This window comes from Streptomyces sp. AV19, assembly GCF_015999245.1.
Classification (GTDB): Bacteria; Actinomycetota; Actinomycetes; order Streptomycetales; family Streptomycetaceae; genus Streptomyces.
In genome coordinates, this window is the sequence record NZ_JAEAMR010000009.1 from 1 (window position 1) to 17,304 (window position 17,304).

Annotated in this window: 20 protein-coding genes; 8 read left to right on the plus strand and 12 right to left on the minus strand. The window is 68.7% G+C overall.

The features are described from left to right. Positions 1-116: 116 nt before the first annotated feature. Positions 117-1,187 (minus strand): DeoR/GlpR family DNA-binding transcription regulator, encoded by a 1,071-nt coding sequence (locus I5Q34_RS16455; protein WP_267911966.1) that lies wholly within the window; start codon positions 1,185-1,187, stop codon positions 117-119. A 105-nt stretch (positions 1,188-1,292) separates the two neighbouring features. Next, positions 1,293-2,732, minus strand: a complete 1,440-nt coding sequence (locus tag I5Q34_RS16460; protein WP_199893049.1) for an NAD(P)H-quinone dehydrogenase — start codon at positions 2,730-2,732, stop codon at positions 1,293-1,295. Between the two features lie 130 nt (positions 2,733-2,862). Between I5Q34_RS16460 and I5Q34_RS16465 the strand changes: the two genes are divergently transcribed. From I5Q34_RS16465 to I5Q34_RS16485, 5 genes are all read left to right on the plus strand, one after another. Further along, positions 2,863-3,300 carry a gamma-glutamylcyclotransferase gene (locus I5Q34_RS16465; protein ID WP_199893050.1) on the plus strand — a complete coding sequence of 146 codons (438 nt, stop codon included), beginning with the start codon at positions 2,863-2,865 and terminating at the stop codon, positions 3,298-3,300. A 90-nt stretch (positions 3,301-3,390) separates the two neighbouring features. After that, positions 3,391-4,206, plus strand: coding sequence for a purine-nucleoside phosphorylase (locus tag I5Q34_RS16470; RefSeq protein WP_199893051.1), 816 nt, complete (start codon positions 3,391-3,393; stop codon positions 4,204-4,206). A 299-nt stretch (positions 4,207-4,505) separates the two neighbouring features. Beyond that, positions 4,506-6,194 (plus strand): phospho-sugar mutase, encoded by a 1,689-nt coding sequence (locus I5Q34_RS16475; RefSeq protein WP_199893052.1) that lies wholly within the window; start codon positions 4,506-4,508, stop codon positions 6,192-6,194. A gap of 149 nt (positions 6,195-6,343) precedes the next feature. Next, positions 6,344-7,000 (plus strand): DUF433 domain-containing protein, encoded by a 657-nt coding sequence (locus I5Q34_RS16480; protein ID WP_199893053.1) that lies wholly within the window; start codon positions 6,344-6,346, stop codon positions 6,998-7,000. Further along, complete coding sequence (locus I5Q34_RS16485; RefSeq protein ID WP_199893054.1) at positions 6,990-7,376, plus strand: toxin-antitoxin system, toxin component, PIN family protein; 387 nt, start codon at positions 6,990-6,992, stop codon at positions 7,374-7,376. The genes I5Q34_RS16480 and I5Q34_RS16485 overlap by 11 nt, the downstream gene beginning before the upstream one ends. 55 nt (positions 7,377-7,431) lie before the next feature. Here the strand turns inward: I5Q34_RS16485 and I5Q34_RS16490 are convergent, their stop codons facing one another. From I5Q34_RS16490 to I5Q34_RS16525, 8 genes are all read right to left on the minus strand, one after another. Then, positions 7,432-8,082: a hypothetical protein gene (locus I5Q34_RS16490; protein ID WP_234429036.1), complete on the minus strand. Its 651-nt coding sequence runs from the start codon at positions 8,080-8,082 to the stop codon at positions 7,432-7,434. Between the two features lie 170 nt (positions 8,083-8,252). Continuing rightward, a complete protein-coding gene (locus I5Q34_RS16495) occupies positions 8,253-8,891 on the minus strand; it encodes a TIGR00645 family protein (protein WP_234429037.1) in 639 nt (212 codons plus the stop codon). A gap of 227 nt (positions 8,892-9,118) precedes the next feature. Continuing rightward, positions 9,119-9,571, minus strand: a complete 453-nt coding sequence (locus I5Q34_RS16500; protein ID WP_199893056.1) for a hypothetical protein — start codon at positions 9,569-9,571, stop codon at positions 9,119-9,121. Positions 9,572-9,734: 163 nt separating this feature from the next. Next, on the minus strand, positions 9,735-10,220 hold the full coding sequence (locus tag I5Q34_RS16505; RefSeq protein ID WP_199893366.1) for a hypothetical protein: 486 nt from the start codon (positions 10,218-10,220) through the stop codon (positions 9,735-9,737). Between the two features lie 55 nt (positions 10,221-10,275). Continuing rightward, entirely contained in the window at positions 10,276-11,460 is a 1,185-nt protein-coding gene (locus tag I5Q34_RS16510; protein WP_277965539.1) for a methyltransferase domain-containing protein, read from the minus strand. After that, positions 11,457-12,422, minus strand: coding sequence for an ATP-grasp ribosomal peptide maturase (tgmB, locus tag I5Q34_RS16515; protein WP_199893057.1), 966 nt, complete (start codon positions 12,420-12,422; stop codon positions 11,457-11,459). The genes I5Q34_RS16510 and tgmB overlap by 4 nt, the downstream gene beginning before the upstream one ends. An 11-nt stretch (positions 12,423-12,433) precedes the next feature. Continuing rightward, positions 12,434-12,775 carry a hypothetical protein gene (locus I5Q34_RS16520; protein WP_199893058.1) on the minus strand — a complete coding sequence of 114 codons (342 nt, stop codon included), beginning with the start codon at positions 12,773-12,775 and terminating at the stop codon, positions 12,434-12,436. A 52-nt stretch (positions 12,776-12,827) separates the two neighbouring features. After that, positions 12,828-13,223 (minus strand): DUF6415 family natural product biosynthesis protein, encoded by a 396-nt coding sequence (locus tag I5Q34_RS16525; RefSeq protein WP_199893059.1) that lies wholly within the window; start codon positions 13,221-13,223, stop codon positions 12,828-12,830. A 305-nt stretch (positions 13,224-13,528) separates the two neighbouring features. Between I5Q34_RS16525 and I5Q34_RS16530 the strand changes: the two genes are divergently transcribed. Together I5Q34_RS16530 and I5Q34_RS16535 are read left to right on the plus strand one after the other, a co-directional pair. Continuing rightward, the gene (locus tag I5Q34_RS16530; protein ID WP_199893060.1) at positions 13,529-14,599 is read left to right on the plus strand and encodes a DNA-binding transcriptional regulator; all 1,071 of its coding nucleotides are present in this window, start codon (positions 13,529-13,531) and stop codon (positions 14,597-14,599) included. A gap of 22 nt (positions 14,600-14,621) precedes the next feature. Next, positions 14,622-15,197 carry an HD family hydrolase gene (locus I5Q34_RS16535; protein ID WP_199893061.1) on the plus strand — a complete coding sequence of 192 codons (576 nt, stop codon included), beginning with the start codon at positions 14,622-14,624 and terminating at the stop codon, positions 15,195-15,197. Positions 15,198-15,349: 152 nt separating this feature from the next. On the opposite strand, the gene I5Q34_RS16540 is transcribed toward I5Q34_RS16535, so the two are convergent. Both I5Q34_RS16540 and I5Q34_RS16545 read right to left on the minus strand, forming a co-directional pair. Further along, positions 15,350-15,871: a DUF6879 family protein gene (locus I5Q34_RS16540; protein ID WP_199893062.1), complete on the minus strand. Its 522-nt coding sequence runs from the start codon at positions 15,869-15,871 to the stop codon at positions 15,350-15,352. After that, on the minus strand, positions 15,855-16,061 hold the full coding sequence (locus tag I5Q34_RS16545; protein WP_199893063.1) for a hypothetical protein: 207 nt from the start codon (positions 16,059-16,061) through the stop codon (positions 15,855-15,857). Before I5Q34_RS16545 ends, I5Q34_RS16540 begins: the two co-directional genes overlap by 17 nt. 488 nt (positions 16,062-16,549) lie before the next feature. On the opposite strand from I5Q34_RS16545, the gene I5Q34_RS16550 reads away from it, so the two are divergent. Then, entirely contained in the window at positions 16,550-17,299 is a 750-nt protein-coding gene (locus tag I5Q34_RS16550) for a helix-turn-helix domain-containing protein (RefSeq protein WP_199893064.1), read from the plus strand. The last annotated feature ends 5 nt before the right edge of the window (positions 17,300-17,304 follow it).

The following is a 17,304-nucleotide window of genomic DNA, read 5'->3' on the forward strand; positions in this document are numbered from 1 at the left end:
TTCAGCCCGTCCGGCGCTTGAGGACGAACGCGGCGCAGCCGCGTTGCCCCGCGCGAAGCACGCGAGAAACTGGGGGCACCCCCTCTGGGGGAGAAAGGGCGGGGCATCTCCCCCGGCTACCGACGCCGCGGCGCCAGATCCGCCACCCGCGCCCCCGACACCGCCCCCGCCTGCCCGTCCAGCGGAACCGCCCCCCGCAACTGCGCTCCCGGCGGCGGCCCGCCCCGCTCCGGCCCCGGATACCCCTGGCCGCCGTGCCGGCCGTCGCCCAGCCCGCCGTGGCCCCGCCGCTGCCCGGGCAACGGCGCCACGTCCCGCCGCCGCGCCGCCGGCGGGACCGGATCGGCCGCGCTCCCGGCCCCCGGGCCCGACCCCGCGCCGGGCCCCGCGACCGAGATGTGCACGCCCTGATCGGCGAGCGCCTGGAGCTCCGTGGCCGCGCGGTCGTCGTGCCCCGGCGGCTCGTCCGTCACGAGTCTGGTGATCACATCCGTCGGCACCGTCTGGAACATCGTGTCGGTGCCCAGCTTCGTGTGGTCCGCGAGGACCACGACCTCCGCCGCGGCCTGCACCAGCGCCCGGTCCACGCTCGCCGAGAGCATGTTGGACGTGGAGAGCCCGCGCTCGGCGGTCAGGCCGCTCCCGGACAGGAACGCCCGGGAGACCCGCAGCCCCTGGAGCGACTGCTCGGCACCGCTGCCGACCAGCGCGTAGTTGGAGCCCCGGAGCGTGCCGCCGGTCATCACGACCTCGACCCGGTTGGCATGGGCCAACGCCTGGGCGACGAGCAGGGAGTTGGTCACCACGGTGAGCCCCGGGACCCGCGCGAGCCGGCGGGCCAGCTCCTGCGTGGTCGTACCGGCACCCACGACGACGGCCTCGCCCTCTTCGACGAAGCTCGCCGCGAGATCGGCGATGGCCGTCTTCTCCGCGGTCGCTAGATGGGATTTCTGCGGGAAGCCGGACTCCCTGGTGAAGCCACCCGGCAGCACCGCACCGCCGTGCCGGCGGTCGAGCAGTCCTTCCGCTTCGAGGGCCCGCACGTCACGCCGTACGGTCACTTCGGAGGTCTGGACGACGCGGGCGAGCTCACGGAGCGAAACCGCCCCGTTGGCGCGCACCATTTCGAGGATCAATTGACGACGTTCTGCAGCGAACACGAAACCGACAGTAACGCCAACGACCATCTGTTTTCAGCAGGTTGCTTCAATTAGCGGAAGTTGTTCGCTGCGCAACCCAAGAAGTGGTATAGGGAACCGGAAGGAGAGCCACCCCATCCGGTCCCCCACGCCTCAACTCTCCCTCTGCGCCTTCCTGGTGTGCAGCTGTCGCGCCACCTCGGCGACAGACCCGGACAAGGAGGGGTACACCGTGAACGCGTTCGCGATCTGTTCGACGGTCAGATTGTTGTCGACCGCGATCGAGATCGGATGAATCAGCTCACTGGCGCGCGGCGCGACCACCACACCGCCCACCACGATGCCCGTACCCGGCCGGCAGAACATCTTTACGAATCCGTCCCGGATTCCCTGCATCTTCGCGCGGGGATTACGCAGCAACGGCAGCTTGACGACCCGTGCGTCAATCAGCCCCTTGTCGACGTCAGCCTGGGAATACCCGACCGTGGCAATCTCGGGATCCGTAAACACGTTCGCGGATACAGCCTTGAGATTGAGCGGCGCGACCGCGTCGCCCAGGAAGTGGTACATCGCGATCCGCCCCTGCATGGCGGCGACCGAGGCCAGCGCCAGCACACCGGTGCAGTCGCCGGCCGCGTAGACGCCCGGGGCACTCGTCCGCGAGACCTTGTCCGTCCAGATGTGCCCCGACTCCGTCAGCCGGACGCCGGACTCCTCCAGCCCGATCCCCGACGTGTTCGGGATGGACCCCACCGCCATCAGGCAGTGCGTGCCGCTGATGACCCGGCCGTCCGCCAGCGTCACCTCGACCCGGTCGCCGACCCGCTTGGCGGCGGCCGCCCGCGAGCGCGACATCACGTTCATCCCGCGCCGCCGGAAGACGTCCTCCAGCACCGCGGCCGCGTCCGGGTCCTCGCCCGGGAGCACCCGGTCGCGCGAGGAGACCAGCGTCACCTCGGACCCCAGCGCCTGATAAGCACCCGCGAACTCGGCACCGGTGACACCGGAACCCACCACGATGAGCTCTTCGGGCAGCTCGTCCAGGTCGTACACCTGCGTCCAGTTGAGGATCCGCTCACCATCGGGCTGCGCGTCGGGAATCTCCCGGGGATGCGCACCCGTGGCCAGCAGCACAGCATCAGCGACAAGCGTCTCCTCGACCCCATCAGCCAGCCGCACGACGACCTTACGAGTCCCGTCCGCCGCCCGCTCCGGATCGAGCCGCCCGCGACCGCGCAGCACCCGCCCACCGGCACGCGTGACGGACGCCGTGATGTCATGCGACTGCGCCAGCGCCAACCGCTTCACACGCCGGTTGACCTTCCCCAGGTCCACCCCGATGACGGTGCCGTCCTCCCGCACCCCGTCCTCGACGGTGATCCCCAGCTCCTCGTACGACGAGTCGAACGACGTCATCACTTCAGCCGTCGCTATGAGCGTCTTCGAGGGCACGCAGTCGGTCAGCACCGACGCTCCGCCCAGACCGTCGCAGTCGACGACGGTCACCTCCGCACCGAGCTGCGCGGCGACGAGCGCCGCCTCATAGCCGCCGGGTCCGCCACCGATGATCACGATCCGAGTCACGTACTCCATTGTCCCGCACCCATCAAAGCGACTCCTCTCGGGTCCTCCCCCACTCCGCCCGGCGCACGTCGGGCCCCGCGCTCCCTTCGAGCCTGCCATCCCAAATGCGGTCCCGCCTCACTCCCGTACCCTCAGAACCATGTCGCTCTACGCCGCGTACGCCGGCAACCTCGATGCGCGGCTGATGACGCGCCGCGCCCCCCACTCGCCGCTGCGCGGCACGGGCTGGCTCGCCGACTGGCGCCTGACCTTCGGCGGGGAGCAGATGGGCTGGGAGGGCGCCCTGGCCACCGTGGTGGAGGAACGACACTCGCAGGTCTTCGTCGCCCTCTACGACATCGCCCCGATGGACGAGGAGTCCATGGACCGCTGGGAAGGCGTCGGCCTCGGCATCTACCGCCGCCTCCGCGTCCGCGTCCACACCCTGGACGGCGAGGAGACGGCCTGGACCTATGTCCTCAACGGCTACGAGGGCGGCCTGCCCTCGGCCCGCTACCTGGGAGAAATCGCCGACGCCGCAGAATCCGCGGGCGCGCCCCACGACTACGTGATGGAACTCCGCAAGCGCCCCTGCTGACCCATTCGTCACACCACACAAACCGATCGCCGCAGGACCGTAACCTGCGACATCTACGCGCGTAGGCCGCGACCGGTTACCCTCGTCCGCGTGAACGCATCAGTTACCCCCCAGGCCGACCCGTACGCCGCAGCCGACGCCGCCGCTGCCCGCCTCCGCGAGCTCACCGGCGCCGAGACCCACGACGTCGCCCTGGTGATGGGCTCCGGCTGGCTCCCCGCCACCGAGGCGCTCGGCACCCCCGAGGCCGAGTTCCCCGTCACCGAGCTCCCCGGCTTCTCCGCGGCCGCCGTCGCGGGCCACGCGGGCACCGTCCGCTCGTACAAGGTCAACGACAAGCGCGCGCTGGTCTTCCTCGGCCGTACGCACTACTACGAGGGCCGCGGCGTCGCCGCCGTCGTCCACGGCGTGCGCAGCGCCGTCGCCGCCGGCTGCAAGACCGTCGTCCTGACCAACGGCTGTGGCGGTCTGCGCGACGGCATGCGCCCCGGCCAGCCGGTACTGATCAGCGACCACCTCAACCTCACGGCGACCTCGCCGATCGTCGGCGCCAACTTCGTCGACCTCACCGACCTGTACTCCCAGCGCCTGCGCACCCTCTGCCAGGAGGTGGACCCCACCCTCGAGGAGGGCGTCTACGCGCAGTTCCCCGGCCCGCACTACGAGACCCCGGCCGAGGTCCGCATGGCCCGCACGCTGGGCGCGGACCTGGTGGGCATGTCCACGACCCTGGAGGCGATCGCCGCCCGCGAGGCGGGCGCCGAGGTCCTGGGCATCTCCCTCGTGACGAACCTCGCCGCAGGCATGACGGGCGAGCCGCTGAACCACGAAGAGGTCCTGCAGGCCGGCCGCGACTCGGCCGTCCAGATGGGCGAGCTCCTGGCCCAGGTGCTCCCGCGCCTCTGACCGACACCCCCAAGGCGCGCGTCCAAGGCCCACGGCCGGACGCGCGCCTTCGGCACGTCGTACACAACCGCCCACAGCCGCCGCGCCCCACCCACCCGGCGGACGGCGTACGACCGAAGGGGGCGGGGCGGGACGGGGTCTGGAGAGGGCGTAAAGCGTTATTTGCGGCCAAGGACACGGCACCCATTCATAGGGCCCGCACGGCCGTAAATAATGCAGCCCCGGAAGACCCCGTCCCGCCCCGCCCCCGACCGAACCACACACCCGCACCGCCCCCAGACAACCTCCGGAGGAATTCCGTGGAGCAGGAGCGAGACCTCCTCACCCGAGCCCGGACCTGGCTCGCCGAGGACCCCGACCCCGAGACCCGCGCCGAGCTCGCCGCACTCATCGACGCGGAAAACGTCCCCGAGCTGACGGCCCGCTTCGCCGGCACGCTCCAGTTCGGCACCGCCGGCCTCCGGGGCGAGATCGGCGCGGGCCCGATGCGGATGAACCGCACCGTGGTGATCCGAGCCGCAGCAGGCCTCGCGGCCTACCTCAAAAACCAAGGCCACACCAACGGCACGGTAGTCATCGGCTACGACGCCCGCCACAAGAGCGCCGACTTCGCCCGCGACACAGCGGCGGTCATGGTCGGCGCGGGCCTCAAGGCGGCGCTGCTCCCCCGCCCCCTCCCCACCCCGGTCCTCGCCTTCGCGATCCGCCACCTCGGCGCCGTAGCAGGCGTGGAGGTAACGGCCAGCCACAACCCGCCCCGCGACAACGGCTACAAGGTCTACCTGGGCGACGGCTCGCAGATCGTCCCCCCGGCAGACGCGGAGATCGCCGCGGAAATCGCCGCGATCACGAGCATCAACGACGTCCCCCGCCCCGCCGCCGGCTGGGAAACCCTCCGCGACACGGTCCTGGACGCCTACCTCCAGCGCACGGACGCCGTCCTGACCGGCGGCTCAGCACGCGACGTCCGAGTCGTCTACACCCCGATGCACGGCGTGGGCCGCACAGTCCTGACAGCCGCCTTCGAACGAGCCGGCTTCCCGCCCCCGCTCGTCGTCGCCGAACAGGCCGACCCGGACCCGGACTTCCCCACGGTCTCCTTCCCCAACCCGGAGGAGCCGGGCGCGATGGACCTGTCCTTCGCGACGGCCCGCGAGGCGGCCGCCCGGGGCGAGGCGCCGGACATCATCATCGCCAACGACCCGGACGCCGACCGCTGCGCCGTGGCGGTCCCCGACCCGGACTCCGTGGAGGGCTGGCGGATGCTCCGCGGCGACGAGGTGGGCGCCCTCCTCGCCGAACACCTCGTCCACAAAAAGGCCGCCGGCACCTTCGCCACGACCATCGTCTCCTCCTCCCTCCTCTCCCGCATCGCCGCCGCGAGCACGGGCACCCCCTACGAGGAGACCCTGACCGGCTTCAAGTGGCTGGCCCGGGTGGACGGCCTGCGCTACGCCTACGAGGAGGCGCTGGGCTACTGCGTCGACCCCGAGGGCGTCCGCGACAAGGACGGCATCACCGCCGCCCTGCTGGTCGCCGAACTGGCCGCCGAGCTCAAGGAGAAGGGCCGCACCCTCACCGACCTCCTCGACGACCTCGCCGTCGAGCACGGCCTGCACGCCACCGACCAGCTCTCGGTGCGCGTCGAGGACCTCTCCCTGATCGCCGCCGCGATGCGCCGCCTGCGCGAGCAGCCGCCGACGGTCCTGGCGGGCCTGCACGTCGCGTCCGCGGAGGACCTGTCCAAGGGCTCGGAGTCCCTGCCCCCCACGGACGGTCTGCGCTACCACCTCTCCGGCGACGAGGCGGGCACGGTCTCCGCGGCCCGCGTGATCGTCCGCCCCAGCGGCACGGAGCCCAAGCTCAAGTGCTACCTGGAGGCCGTCGTCCCGGTCGCCTCGGCCGCGGCCCTGACCGACGCCCGCACCCACGCGGCGGAGGTCCTGGCCTCGATCAAGACGGACCTGGCCCGGGCGGCGGGGATCTGACCCGCGGCACAGCCGACTGATCGACGAGGGCCCCGGTCGCGACCGACCGGGGCCCTCGTCGTCCCCGTGCACGGCCGGCACCCCCGGGCAGCAGCCTGGTGTGGGAGGATGCCGTTCCCCAGTCCGCCTTCCGCCGGGGAGGAGACGTCGTGATCGACAGGTTCACCGACGGGCTTCTCACGCCCTCCGAGACGTCGTCGTACCTCCAGATCCCTCACTCCACGCTGCACAGCTGGCTGCGCGGCAAGGCGGCGGGCGCCCCGCTCGTCCACCGGGTCGGGCAGGAACGTCCGGGCCAGCCCTCGGTGCCGTTCGTCGCCGTGGCGGAGGCCTACGTCCTCCGGTCGCTGCGCGACCTCGGCCTGCGGATGAGCGAGATCCGCGAATCGGCCGAGGCCGTACGGGCCGCGTTCGACACGCCATACGGCCTGGTGTCGAAGCGCATCGCGACCGACGGTGTGGACATCTTCGTCGAACACGGCCTGGGCGACCTGCGCCGGGCCCGCGACGGACAGGCCCCCCTCCACGAGGTCGTCTCCCGCTACCTGCGCTACCTCTCCTGGGACGCGGGCGACGACTTCCCGTCGAGCCTCCAGCTGAGGCAGTACCCCGACGCCGTCCCCGTCGTCATCGACCCGCGCTTCGGCCACGGGCTGCCCGTCATCGAGGCCAACAGGGTGCCGGTGAAGGCGTTGACCGACCTCTGGGAAGCCGGCGAGACGGTCGAGGACATCGCGTACGAATACGAAATGGAGCCGGAACAGGTGGAGTTGATCTGCCGGGCCGTGGTGCGCCTTGCCGCCTGAGTTCTTCCTGGACCGGAACCTCGGACGACGGGTCGCGGAAGAGTTACGGTCACGCGGCTGGACGGTCCACCGGATCGGCGAGGTGTTCCCGGGCGACGCGCAGGACGTACCCGACGAGGACTGGATCCTCCACGGCCTCGGCCGAGGATGGGTCCCCCTGTCGAAGGACGGACGCATCAAGACGCGGGACCGGGAGATCCAGCCCGTGAGGGACCACGGCGCTGTGCTCTTCTACCTCGACAACCAGCAACTCCGCAGTACGGAAATGGTCGAACGGCTACACGCCCACCGGGAGGCGATCCACAGAGCAGCCGTCCGTGGCGGGCCCGCGGCCTACGCCGTGCGGTCGGACCGGGTCGAGCGGACCTGGCCCTGACGAATCCGGAACGGGAGGCCCCAGGGGGGAACGAGGCCTCCCGCCTCCACGGTCCTCAGCGGGCCGGACCGGCCAACAAATTGGTGATCAGCTTCCGCAACCGCCCCTCCACCACAGGCTGCACGCCGTGCACGAGCTGCGCGCCGTAGACGATGGCGGTCCCGGCGGGCGGCGTGCTGGTCCAGCGGGTGCGGGGAATCGCCCGCAGCTCCGCGAGAGCCTCGGCCGAGGCGTCGTGCGATATCTCGCGGGTGAACCGCGTCCCGGGCACGAAGCCGCTGTCCGCCCCGGCGACACGATCCGTCCACAGCGCCTCGGAGGCGGAGGTGTCGACGAAGAACTCCCCGCCGCGTGCGGCCTCTTGAAGATGGAAGGCCACCCGGGCGACCCGCTGCCGCCGCGCCCCGGGATCGTCCACGCCGTGGAGGTGCGGCTCGATACCGCCCCCGGGCCCGAAGTCGTGGTAGTCCCACGGCGTGGGCCGCCCATCGACGGACGGGAAGACCCGCCGGATGGACGGCAGGGCGCGCTCGACAGCGGCGTTCAGGATCTCCTGGACGTCGTCCGGCGCCCTCAACCCCTCCTCGGGACGCGCGGGAACCCATCCCGTCGCGGCGATGTATTCGTCCAGCCCCTTGATGACCTGGGACGTCTCGTCCAGGGTCAGAAACCCCTCGACGGTGTGGACGGCCAGGGTCTCGGTCATGTGAATCACGCGGTGACTCCCACCTCTCGCAATGGTCGGCGTGGAGCGTTCCGTTTCGCTGCGCATTCCAGTCCCGCGCGCCGGGGAGCGCAAGCGGCGGGGCGCACCTTGCGGGAGCGCGCGAGGCGCACGGGCGGGCGCACGCCAGGGCGCGTACGCGCCTGCGCCGACTACGCGGTCGAGCCCTGCCCCTCCGAGTCCTCCTCGCGACGTCCCTGCGCCGGGATCTCATGCGCCTGGCCCCCCAGCGCGGCCGCCTTCGCCTCCATCGGCCCGGCCATATACGCGAGGATGCACGCCGAAACGATGAAGGCCATGTGAATCACCGTCCCCCACAGCAACTCCTGCTGCGAGGTGTGGTGGATGTTGACGAACATCTGCAGCAGATGGATCGACGAGATGCCGACGATCGCCATCGCCAACTTCACCTTGAGCACGTTGGAGTTGACGTGCGAGAGCCACTCCGGCTGGTCGCGGTGCCCCTGCAGCCCGATGCGCGAGACGAACGTCTCGTAGCCGCCGACGATCACCATGATCAGCAGATTGGCGATCATGACGACGTCCACCAGCTTCAGAACGGCGAGCATCACCATGTTCTCGTCCGATCCCCCGGTGACCACACCATGAATCAGACTGCGCAACTCGCCGAAGAATTCGTACACATAGACCGCCTGGGCGGCCACCAGCCCGAAGTAGAGCGGCGCCTGGAGCCACCGGGTCGCGAACAGGGCGTACCCCAGCGACGACGGGGGCTCCCCCGCCGGCCCCGGCAGAACGGACCTGCACCTGTCGACGTGAGTACGCACCATGTCCCCCGCCCGGGCCTCGCGAACGCCTCGCCTCCGGGTAGGAATGCCCGGGCGCGCACGCATTACGGGCGGCCACGGCAGACTTCGCCCGTATAGGTGAGTGAGCGGTCCCGGGCACGCCCTCGGATCAGCGGGCCGATGCCGCGGCCAACTGGACGGAGACGCCGAGGCGCACGGCCGTGGGACGAGCTCTCACGACCGCACACCTCACGGACCGGACGGGTCAACTACCGGGCGGAGCCGCTCTCCTGGGCGGGGACTCCGGCGTCCGCCGGCGCCTTGTCCAGGTAGGTGACCTTCCCCTTACTGTCCGTCTGCACATACTTCGCGGTGGACTTCGTCGCGGAGCCGCCCTTCTGCGCAGGAACCCCGGCCTCCGCCGGCGCCTTGTCCAAGTAGGTCACGTTCCCCTTGCTGTCGGCCTGCACGTACTTCCCAGCGGACTTCGCCGCAGAACCGCCCTTCTGCGCGGGAGCTCCGGTGTTCGCCGGCGCCTTGTCCAGGTAAGTCACGTTCCCCTTGCTGTCCGTCTGGACATACTGCGTGCTGGGCTTGGTGGGGTGCTGCTGGTGGGACTCGGCCGCGAAGGCCGTCCCGCCGATCCCTATCGCGCTGATGGCCACGGCCGCGGCGCCGGCGACACAGAGGGACGTACGACGCGGTGCACGAACGAACTTCATCCTGTTTTCCTCTCGACGGGAAAGGCTCCTTGCCGCCCTCCTGATGCACACCAGTCCACCACGGCGAATATTTCGCAGATGTTTGCGCAAGCCCTCAATCGCGCCCGCTTCCCATACCCGTTGTTTACGCGTCTCCACCTTGAGCGGGGACAATAGGCAGGGCCTACAGCGACATCGATTCCCTCTGGGCCGGGCACGGGAGTTCGACAACCGCCCGGTTCGGCGAGCACGACACCAGAGCAAGGCTGAGAAAGTGCGGCCGCGCCAGGTAGTAGCCGACGGAGACGTCCTGCCCGTCCGTGAGGGCTCGGGCAATGCGTACACCCCTCCGTCCACACCGCGCACGATTCCGCTCGGCGGGCGACGCGAAACGCGGAGCGTATTCCGCCAGCCGCTCAACGGCCCAATCGGCGGCCGGCTTCGGGTGATCCCAGGTGCCACGGATCAGCCGGGCCGGCCTGACCAGCCAATACGCGACCTCCAGAGGTGGCACGTCGGTCACCCGCCACTCGGCCACGGCCTCCCGATACCGCTCCAGCACGTCCGGCGAGCTGGTGCCCGTCGGCTCGACGGACGAAGGCGGCCGCCGGACGCGCTCCCTGTCGAAGTCCGCCTTGTCGCCGACCCACAGGTAACCGTGAAAATGCACGGGCACATATTCCATTTCCGCGCGGCCGGGACGAATGAAAGCGCAACGACCCTCGTCAAGCCGTTCCGGCCCACCCCGGCAACGTCCACGTCAATTCATCCCCATCAGCAGTCCGCAGAGAAAGCCACTGCCGCTTCGGGGTGATGTGGACGATGAACCACTCCCGGCGCGGCCGGTCCCGGGCCGTCCACTCGGCATACGCCCGCTCAACCGGCTCCCACAGATCCTCAGGGCCGGTGACGACCACGTGATGCCCACCGCCGTGCTCGGCGATGACACGCGCCTGCGATCCGTCCCCGGGGTCGTACAGCCGGACGCATTCGCGATCGTCATAGTCCCGGACCACCGCAGGAGGAAGATGCAACTGGGCGAAGAATGAGAACGACCAGTCGTCGATCACGGCGCCCGGCACGGCCGTTACCCTCTCCCTCCCCTCCACTCTCGGTGGACGGCTCACGAGTTCCCGTTCTCCGCGCAATGGCATGAAGGAGGCCGGGCTGTGCAGAATGTACCCGGAAGCAGATCCGGGCCCGGTCTTCTTGAGACGAGCGATCATTCCCCCGGCGAGCGCTCCCTTGAGCGGGATCACCAACAGGGCCCCGAGGGCGCATTGTTCGAGCCACGCCGACGGAACGTCCGGCACGGACCCCGTGGCGATCAGGCGATCGTACGGGGCTCCTCGATCGTGACCGGCACGTCCGTCGGCACATACGACGACGGGCCGATACCCGCCCTCCTCCAGGCGATTACGTGCCCGTTCGGTCAGCCGCGGTGCGACGTCGACCGTCGCGACGTTGTGGTCCCCCGCAAGATGGCACAGCAAGGCTGCGTTGTAGCCGGACCCCGTACCGATTTCCAGCACTTGGTCGCCGGGGTTCACATTCAACGCGTCGAGCATGTCGGCCATGAGACTCGGCATGGTGCTGGAACTGGTCGGCGTACCCGGCATCCACTCATCCTCGGCAGCGTCTTCAGCATGCACGCCGTCGACTTCGGTGATCAGTGACTCGTCCGTGTACACGGCAGCGAGCCATGCCGCCATGTCTCCCGCCGTCGCCCGCCACGGCACGAACCCGCCGGCAACCCTCCGGAAAAAGGCGGGGACATAGGGGTGTCGGTCCACATTGAGGAACGCGGCGGACAGCCGCTCGGGCAGCAACACGCTCCCCCTGTACATGCGCTCGTAGAGCCTGATTCTGGCATCACGTACCTGCAGTTCCAGGGCGGCGTCGGTGGTCACTCCTCAGCACCTTCCAAGTAGTCGCAGACGGCGTTGGTGATTGGCAGTCCCGTCGCGTATTCGATGAATCCCCATTGGACGGACGGGTTCACCTCCAGGAACCACCATTGCCCTTGAGGGGTGACGACGAAGTCGAACGCCCCGTAGGGAAGACGGAGGACGTCCAGCATCCGCCGCACCCCAAGGGCGACTTCCTCCGGTGGGGTGCAGATTCTGTACGTGTGGCTGTCGTAATCACTGCGCCAGTCCACGTGTCCCTCGTCGGAATCCGCATGGATCTCCGCCGCGAACATCCGGCTGCCGACGACGGTGAGCCGTACCTCGTACGCCTTCGGCACCCATGCCTGGAACAGGTGGGCAGTGGTCCCGACGTCCGGGTGGAACAGGTCGTCCGGGTCGACCAAGGTCGTATAGACGGCTGCGGACTCACCGTCCAAGGTTCCCCGAACGTGGAAGAACGGCTTGTGGACGACCTTTCCGGTCTTCCGCGCGAAAGCTCGCGCCTCGGCCGGGACGTTCGTGACGATGGTCTCGGGAACAAAGAGGCCGCACTCCACGGCTATCCGAAGCTGATACGGCTTGTACTCCGCATCTGCTGCCGGCCCCAGAGGAGGAAGCCAACGGGCTGGGAGGGCCGCCAACACCCCTCCCAGCCCGTAACGGGCCTCGGTCATCGCCACTTTACGGGCCTCGGCATGCATGTCCGGTGGAAACTGCGGGCGTCCCGGCCGACGGTAGAAGACCGACCTCACGGACATGAGATCGAGCGTCCTCCACGGGTTGTCCAGCGCACCGCTCCAGCGATTCCCGGCGAGCCTTGCGGAGATCGAAAGATTCGCCGGGAAATCGGCGAGATCAGCCCGGAACACGGGCACGGCACGCCGGTTCAGTTCTTCGATGACACGGTCCGCCGTCGGATCGAAGACCCCGGCGAGCACGAGAACGTGACCGGTTCCGGACATGTCACCGCCACTCAGTCGTCGCTCGAACCGGGATCGTCATTGGCGTCCAGGAGACCGCTCGGCTGGGTGGTCTCATAGGTCTTCGGCGGGTACTTGGTCATGTAGACGCCCGGCGGCAGGTCGTCGTACGTACCGGTCTGAGTCTCGGGGTCGTAGCCGATCGCGCTCGGCAGGATGCCCCCGTGCCCCTTGGCCCGGGTAAGGCACGAGAAGGCGAAGGGGCGCGGCCCTCCGATCCCGCCCAGCTCGGGCAGGTCGGCCGGCTGGTTGCCCCTGCTCAGGGGCACGCGATTGTCCGAACGGTCGAGCAGCGCGACCGATCCGTCGTCCTGGTACTGGTCGTTACTGGGCATTGCGACCTCCTTGCATCCGCTGGTTCGCCGGTACATCACACGAGACGCGTTGCTACTCGTCGAGGCAGTCCGCGAGGCGACGGCAGGTACGGCCGAGGTCGTCCATGTACGATGCCGCCGGCAAAGTGCCGGATGAGACCGCTCGGTTGAGGTCGTCCTGGGCACGGTTGATCAAGGCAGTCCACTGGATCCAAGCCATGGTCCCGCGCTCCAACTCGTCGACGCGGCTTCTGGCCACGCGGACCATGCGGCTCAGGTGACCGCGCAGGGCACTGGTGATCTCGTGCACCTCCGCAGCGCGGGGAGGACGCGGCCGGACCTGAAGGGCACGACGGACGGTGGCCCGGATCGTCACCAGGTCGAGGGGCTCGATCTCGCCGGCCATCATCGTCGCGATCGGCGGGATGTTGGGCATGCGCGGCGAGTCGCAGTCACGGGAAGCGGGCATGACCGATCAGAGCTCCGTTCGTACGCGTGTACAGGGCTGGAGAGCAACGCGGAGCACCACCCGGGCGCCGACTGGTCCCGGGCCCATGCATCTCGTCGCCGAACGCGACTATGCTCAACAGGCGGCTTCCTGACCGCTCTCCACCGAGAAAGTTACGGCTGGGCGGCCCTTCAAGGGACTGACCAGCGGTACAAGTTGTTCCAGGCCGGCACGCAGGGAACAGAGGTATGGCTCCAGCGGGTTCTCGATCAACGACCCGAACGTCGACCACTGGTCAGCGTTCACGGAACCGGGCAGCAGAAGGGGTGGTCACCGGGCATCTGCTCAAGATCATCCGCGAACGCATGCCCCGGACTCAACGACAGTTGGCCGAGCTGCTGAGGGTGGATCCGACCACGGTGCAGGGCTGGGAGTCAGGACGCCGCCCGCTCACGGCAGTCCCCGCATCACAGTTGCTGACACTTCGGCGCCGTCTTCTGGGACATGGGGCCGATCCGGAGCTCCTCGTCCAGCTGGACGCGGCCATGGACGCGGATTCGGTCATCGCGCATGTTCTGCACGACGCCCCGGCAGACGGCGACATCGACCGCCATCCGTTGTCGGGATGGGTCTTCACCCGTGCCGCGACACATATGATCGCCTGGGCCCTGACGGGTGTTCGCCCCACGGCAGTACCCGGCGTTCAGCCGGCCCGTCGCCGCGGCCCCGTACCGGACTCCCCCATGATGGCGGCAGCCGAACGGCGGCTCTTCTTCGCCCGTATAAGGCGGTCGGCCGAGATCGCGGACCTCGCCGGCGAGAAGGGAGCACTGCTGCGTCGGCAGGCTCTCTACCTCTGCAGCTACGACACAGCAGGTGACACGCACGCCTGGCTGGCTCATATGCAGAACCGCCGACCCCACCGGCTCACACACGAGGTGTGGACACCGGCATGGGCCGACGCGAGGTCCATGGCCACTTCCCTGACCAGGTACGGCGACCTGGACTCTCTGCACATCTTCATCCAGCGGGGGATTTCCAGCGACTCCGGCGAAATGGCCAACCTCAACTATTGGGCCCACTGGCTCGGGCTGGACAAACTACCGCGGTCCGACGACTCATTCATGGCCGAGCGTTCGCAGGGGCTTTGGGATGCGAGTTCCTTGCTTCGTCGGTTGGTCGACCGGCTCGATCCCAGCCTGGCGTGTGTGGACCTCAACGTCCATTCTGTGTGGTCACTGCTGGCTCTCCGTCCGTCGGCCCTCGCAGTCGATACCGATCTGGCGCGCAACCTGCAACAACGCGTCGCCCGACTGCTCGACAGCCGATCCGTATCCCAACAGGCCCGGAGGGAGCTCGACGCCGTGCACTACGGTCTGAGGTTGAGCCGCCCGTGATCCATGTGAAAGGACAGGCCATATGACTGAAGATCAGCATGACAAAGGGTCCGCGAGCTACATCATGGAGATGGGTGCACTCAAGCGTGCGAAACGATCGGGCTGGTGGATCGCCGGGGTCAAGGACCCGGAGACGATCGCGGAGCACAGTTTCCGAACTGCGGTCATCGGCGCCGTACTGGCGCTGATGGAGGGTGCGGATCCGGCCAAAGTAGCCTTGCTATGCACGTTCCACGACACGCAGGAGACACGTATCGGCGACATCCCGTGGATCGGTCGTCGGTACCTCAATGCCGCCAAAAATGAAGAGGTCACGGCCGATCAAGTTGCCGATGCACACCCGAGAGTGGCCGCTGGGATTCAAGCGATCGTTGCGGAGTACGAGAACAGCGACTCCCTTGAAGTCGCCGTTGCCCACGACGCGGACAAGCTGGAGTGCATGATCCAGGGACTGGAATACCTGGAGCAGGGCTATCGAAATGCCCGCGAATGGGTTGACAGCACCCGGGCGAAGCTCAAGACCCCCTCCGCCATCGCTCTGGCAAAAGCGGCGGAAGGTATGTCCTCGATCGAGTGGCAGCGGACATACCTACGGTAGGCAATCCGAGTAAAGCACTACCCCCGCTGCCCCATCGGCCGGAGCGGGGGCAGACGTATGCCGTGACATGGCTGCGCTGCGGGCAACCACCTTGGCCTGCTTGCCGCTGGCCAATCGCAGTTCCCGCAGCGCCTTTCCCAAGTCCGTCGGGTTCACTCCGCGCCGAACCGCTCCCACCACTCATGGAAGGGCACGGCATGGGCGAGGGCCACGTCCCGGTGCTCGATCCACCGGGCCACGTCCGGGCGTGACTCGGCACCGACGAACTTCCCGTTCTCCCCATAGTCCATGGAGACAACGGACATCTCATCGAACATCCAGAAGTCGGGGACACCCGCCAAGGGATTGGCCTGCTCGGTCACGTCGAGGATGAAGAACTCCTCACCCGCCTCGGCGTTCTTGGCGTAGCCCCAGCCGAGTTCGAACCGCAGGTAATCGGTCAGCGGCCGGCACAGGACGTGCACACGGTACATGCGTTTGCCTGCCTGAACGTTGGCACGCACCTCATCGGCCCACTCCTGGTTGTAGTGCGCAGGCTGCGATTCACCGGCCAGGAAGGCTCGAAGGCATTCCGTGTCCGAGGATCCGCTGTAGTCGTCCAGGGTCTCCAGCCTGAAGGCCTCCCTCTGGAAGTCCGTAAAGTGCTTCTCGAACTCTTCACGCGAGATGTTCACGGGCCAGCCTCCGCAGCAGTTCCACGGGGATTCGCACAGCAGTCTCGTCCGCCGGGAGCTGCATGGTCTCCAGCGCTTCCGGGTCGTCCACCTTGAGGCCCTGGACTATCGCATCGTCCGTTCCGTCAACGGCGAAGACCTGCGGACAGGTCCCCTTCTCGCACTCGCCGACAAGCAGTGTCAGTGCCACGCTGCGCCCCCTGCTCCACAGTCTGCGGTTGTGTCGAGCTCCGATGCTCCCGAAGCCGTGACTCGCGGGTCAAGGGTGGACAGTTGAGAGAACAGGAAACCGGTGGGCGATCAGCGAGGTGGCGCTACCTCCGGCGGACCGGAGCAACCTCGCCCAGCAATAGGCGCATTGATCTGAACTGCACTACAACGGCAGTCATTTCGCGTCCGTCAGGAAGACCGACCAGTGCGGCTGGTCGACCGCATCGAGATCTCCAGGCCCCGGTTGGCCGCCAACCGGTCGTCCCCGACGCCCATCTAAAGAACCGGAGGAAGAACCCTTCCCAACCCCTCCCCCACCCCTCTCACCCCATCGGGTGACGCGGTGGCAAGCGCCGCTCCCGGCGCGGTACCGTCGCGCCGACAACAACCCAAAAACGACGACGGCCCCCGCCGGGACGGGCAATCCCGGGCGAGGGCCTGATCATCAAGGAAGCTGGAACCTTCCCTATGACTGTCGCGCAGTCTAGCGCGCCCGCGCGCGCCGGCGTCGTGCACATCAAGCACCGCCACACCACTCACTTCACCGTCGTGGGCAACCACCTCGCCCAGCACGCCGACCTGTCCCTCGTCGCCATCGGCATCGGCGTCTACGTGCAGTCGCTGCCGGACGGGGCGACCATCGGCATCAAGGACCTCACCAGGCGCTTCCCCGAAGGGGAGATCACCATCGCCCGCGCCCTGCGCGAACTGGAGAAGGCGGGCTACCTGGAGCGCAGGCGCGTCCGCAACGACAAGGGGCAGGTCGCCACCGTCACCCGATGGTACGAACAGCCCACATCCGCAGCCCCGTTGGCGCCTGTCAAGCCGACAGAGCCGCAGCCCGAGCCCGAAGCACCGGCGGACCCACCCGCCGCCGAACTCCTCGCCGCCCTCCGACGACGCGATCCACGGCTCCTCCTCTCCCGCAAGGACATCGCCGCCCTCGCCCCGGCCGTACGCGACTGGCTCGACCGTGGCATCAGCCCCGCGCAGATCACCCGCACCCTCACCGCCGACCTCCCCGTCGGCCCCATCAGGCGCCCCGCCCGCCTCCTCGCCCACCGGCTCCGCGAATGGATCCCGCCCCATCTGCCGGCCATCGAGGAAAAGCAGGTACCACCCCGCCCCCACCCCCTCCAGACCTGTGACGGCTGCGACCGCGCCTTCCGCGCACCCGCCCCCGGCCTCTGCCGCGACTGCCGAACCGCCGCCGCCTGAGCGGG

What these genes read in the sequence shown, in the direction of transcription:
- I5Q34_RS16455 (WP_267911966.1), bottom strand. Translation starts at nt 1,187, where the DNA reads ATGGTCGTTGGCGTTACTGTCGGTTTCGTGTTCGCTGCAGAACGTCGT.
- I5Q34_RS16460 (WP_199893049.1), bottom strand. Translation starts at nt 2,732, where the DNA reads ATGGAGTACGTGACTCGGATCGTGATCATCGGTGGCGGACCCGGCGGC.
- I5Q34_RS16465 (WP_199893050.1), top strand. Translation starts at nt 2,863, where the DNA reads ATGTCGCTCTACGCCGCGTACGCCGGCAACCTCGATGCGCGGCTGATG.
- I5Q34_RS16490 (WP_234429036.1), bottom strand. Translation starts at nt 8,082, where the DNA reads ATGACCGAGACCCTGGCCGTCCACACCGTCGAGGGGTTTCTGACCCTG.
- I5Q34_RS16495 (WP_234429037.1), bottom strand. Translation starts at nt 8,891, where the DNA reads ATGGTGCGTACTCACGTCGACAGGTGCAGGTCCGTTCTGCCGGGGCCG.
- I5Q34_RS16500 (WP_199893056.1), bottom strand. Translation starts at nt 9,571, where the DNA reads ATGAAGTTCGTTCGTGCACCGCGTCGTACGTCCCTCTGTGTCGCCGGC.
- tgmB (WP_199893057.1), bottom strand. Translation starts at nt 12,422, where the DNA reads ATGTCCGGAACCGGTCACGTTCTCGTGCTCGCCGGGGTCTTCGATCCG.
- I5Q34_RS16520 (WP_199893058.1), bottom strand. Translation starts at nt 12,775, where the DNA reads ATGCCCAGTAACGACCAGTACCAGGACGACGGATCGGTCGCGCTGCTC.
- I5Q34_RS16525 (WP_199893059.1), bottom strand. Translation starts at nt 13,223, where the DNA reads ATGCCCGCTTCCCGTGACTGCGACTCGCCGCGCATGCCCAACATCCCG.
- I5Q34_RS16535 (WP_199893061.1), top strand. Translation starts at nt 14,622, where the DNA reads ATGACTGAAGATCAGCATGACAAAGGGTCCGCGAGCTACATCATGGAG.
- I5Q34_RS16550 (WP_199893064.1), top strand. Translation starts at nt 16,550, where the DNA reads ATGACTGTCGCGCAGTCTAGCGCGCCCGCGCGCGCCGGCGTCGTGCAC.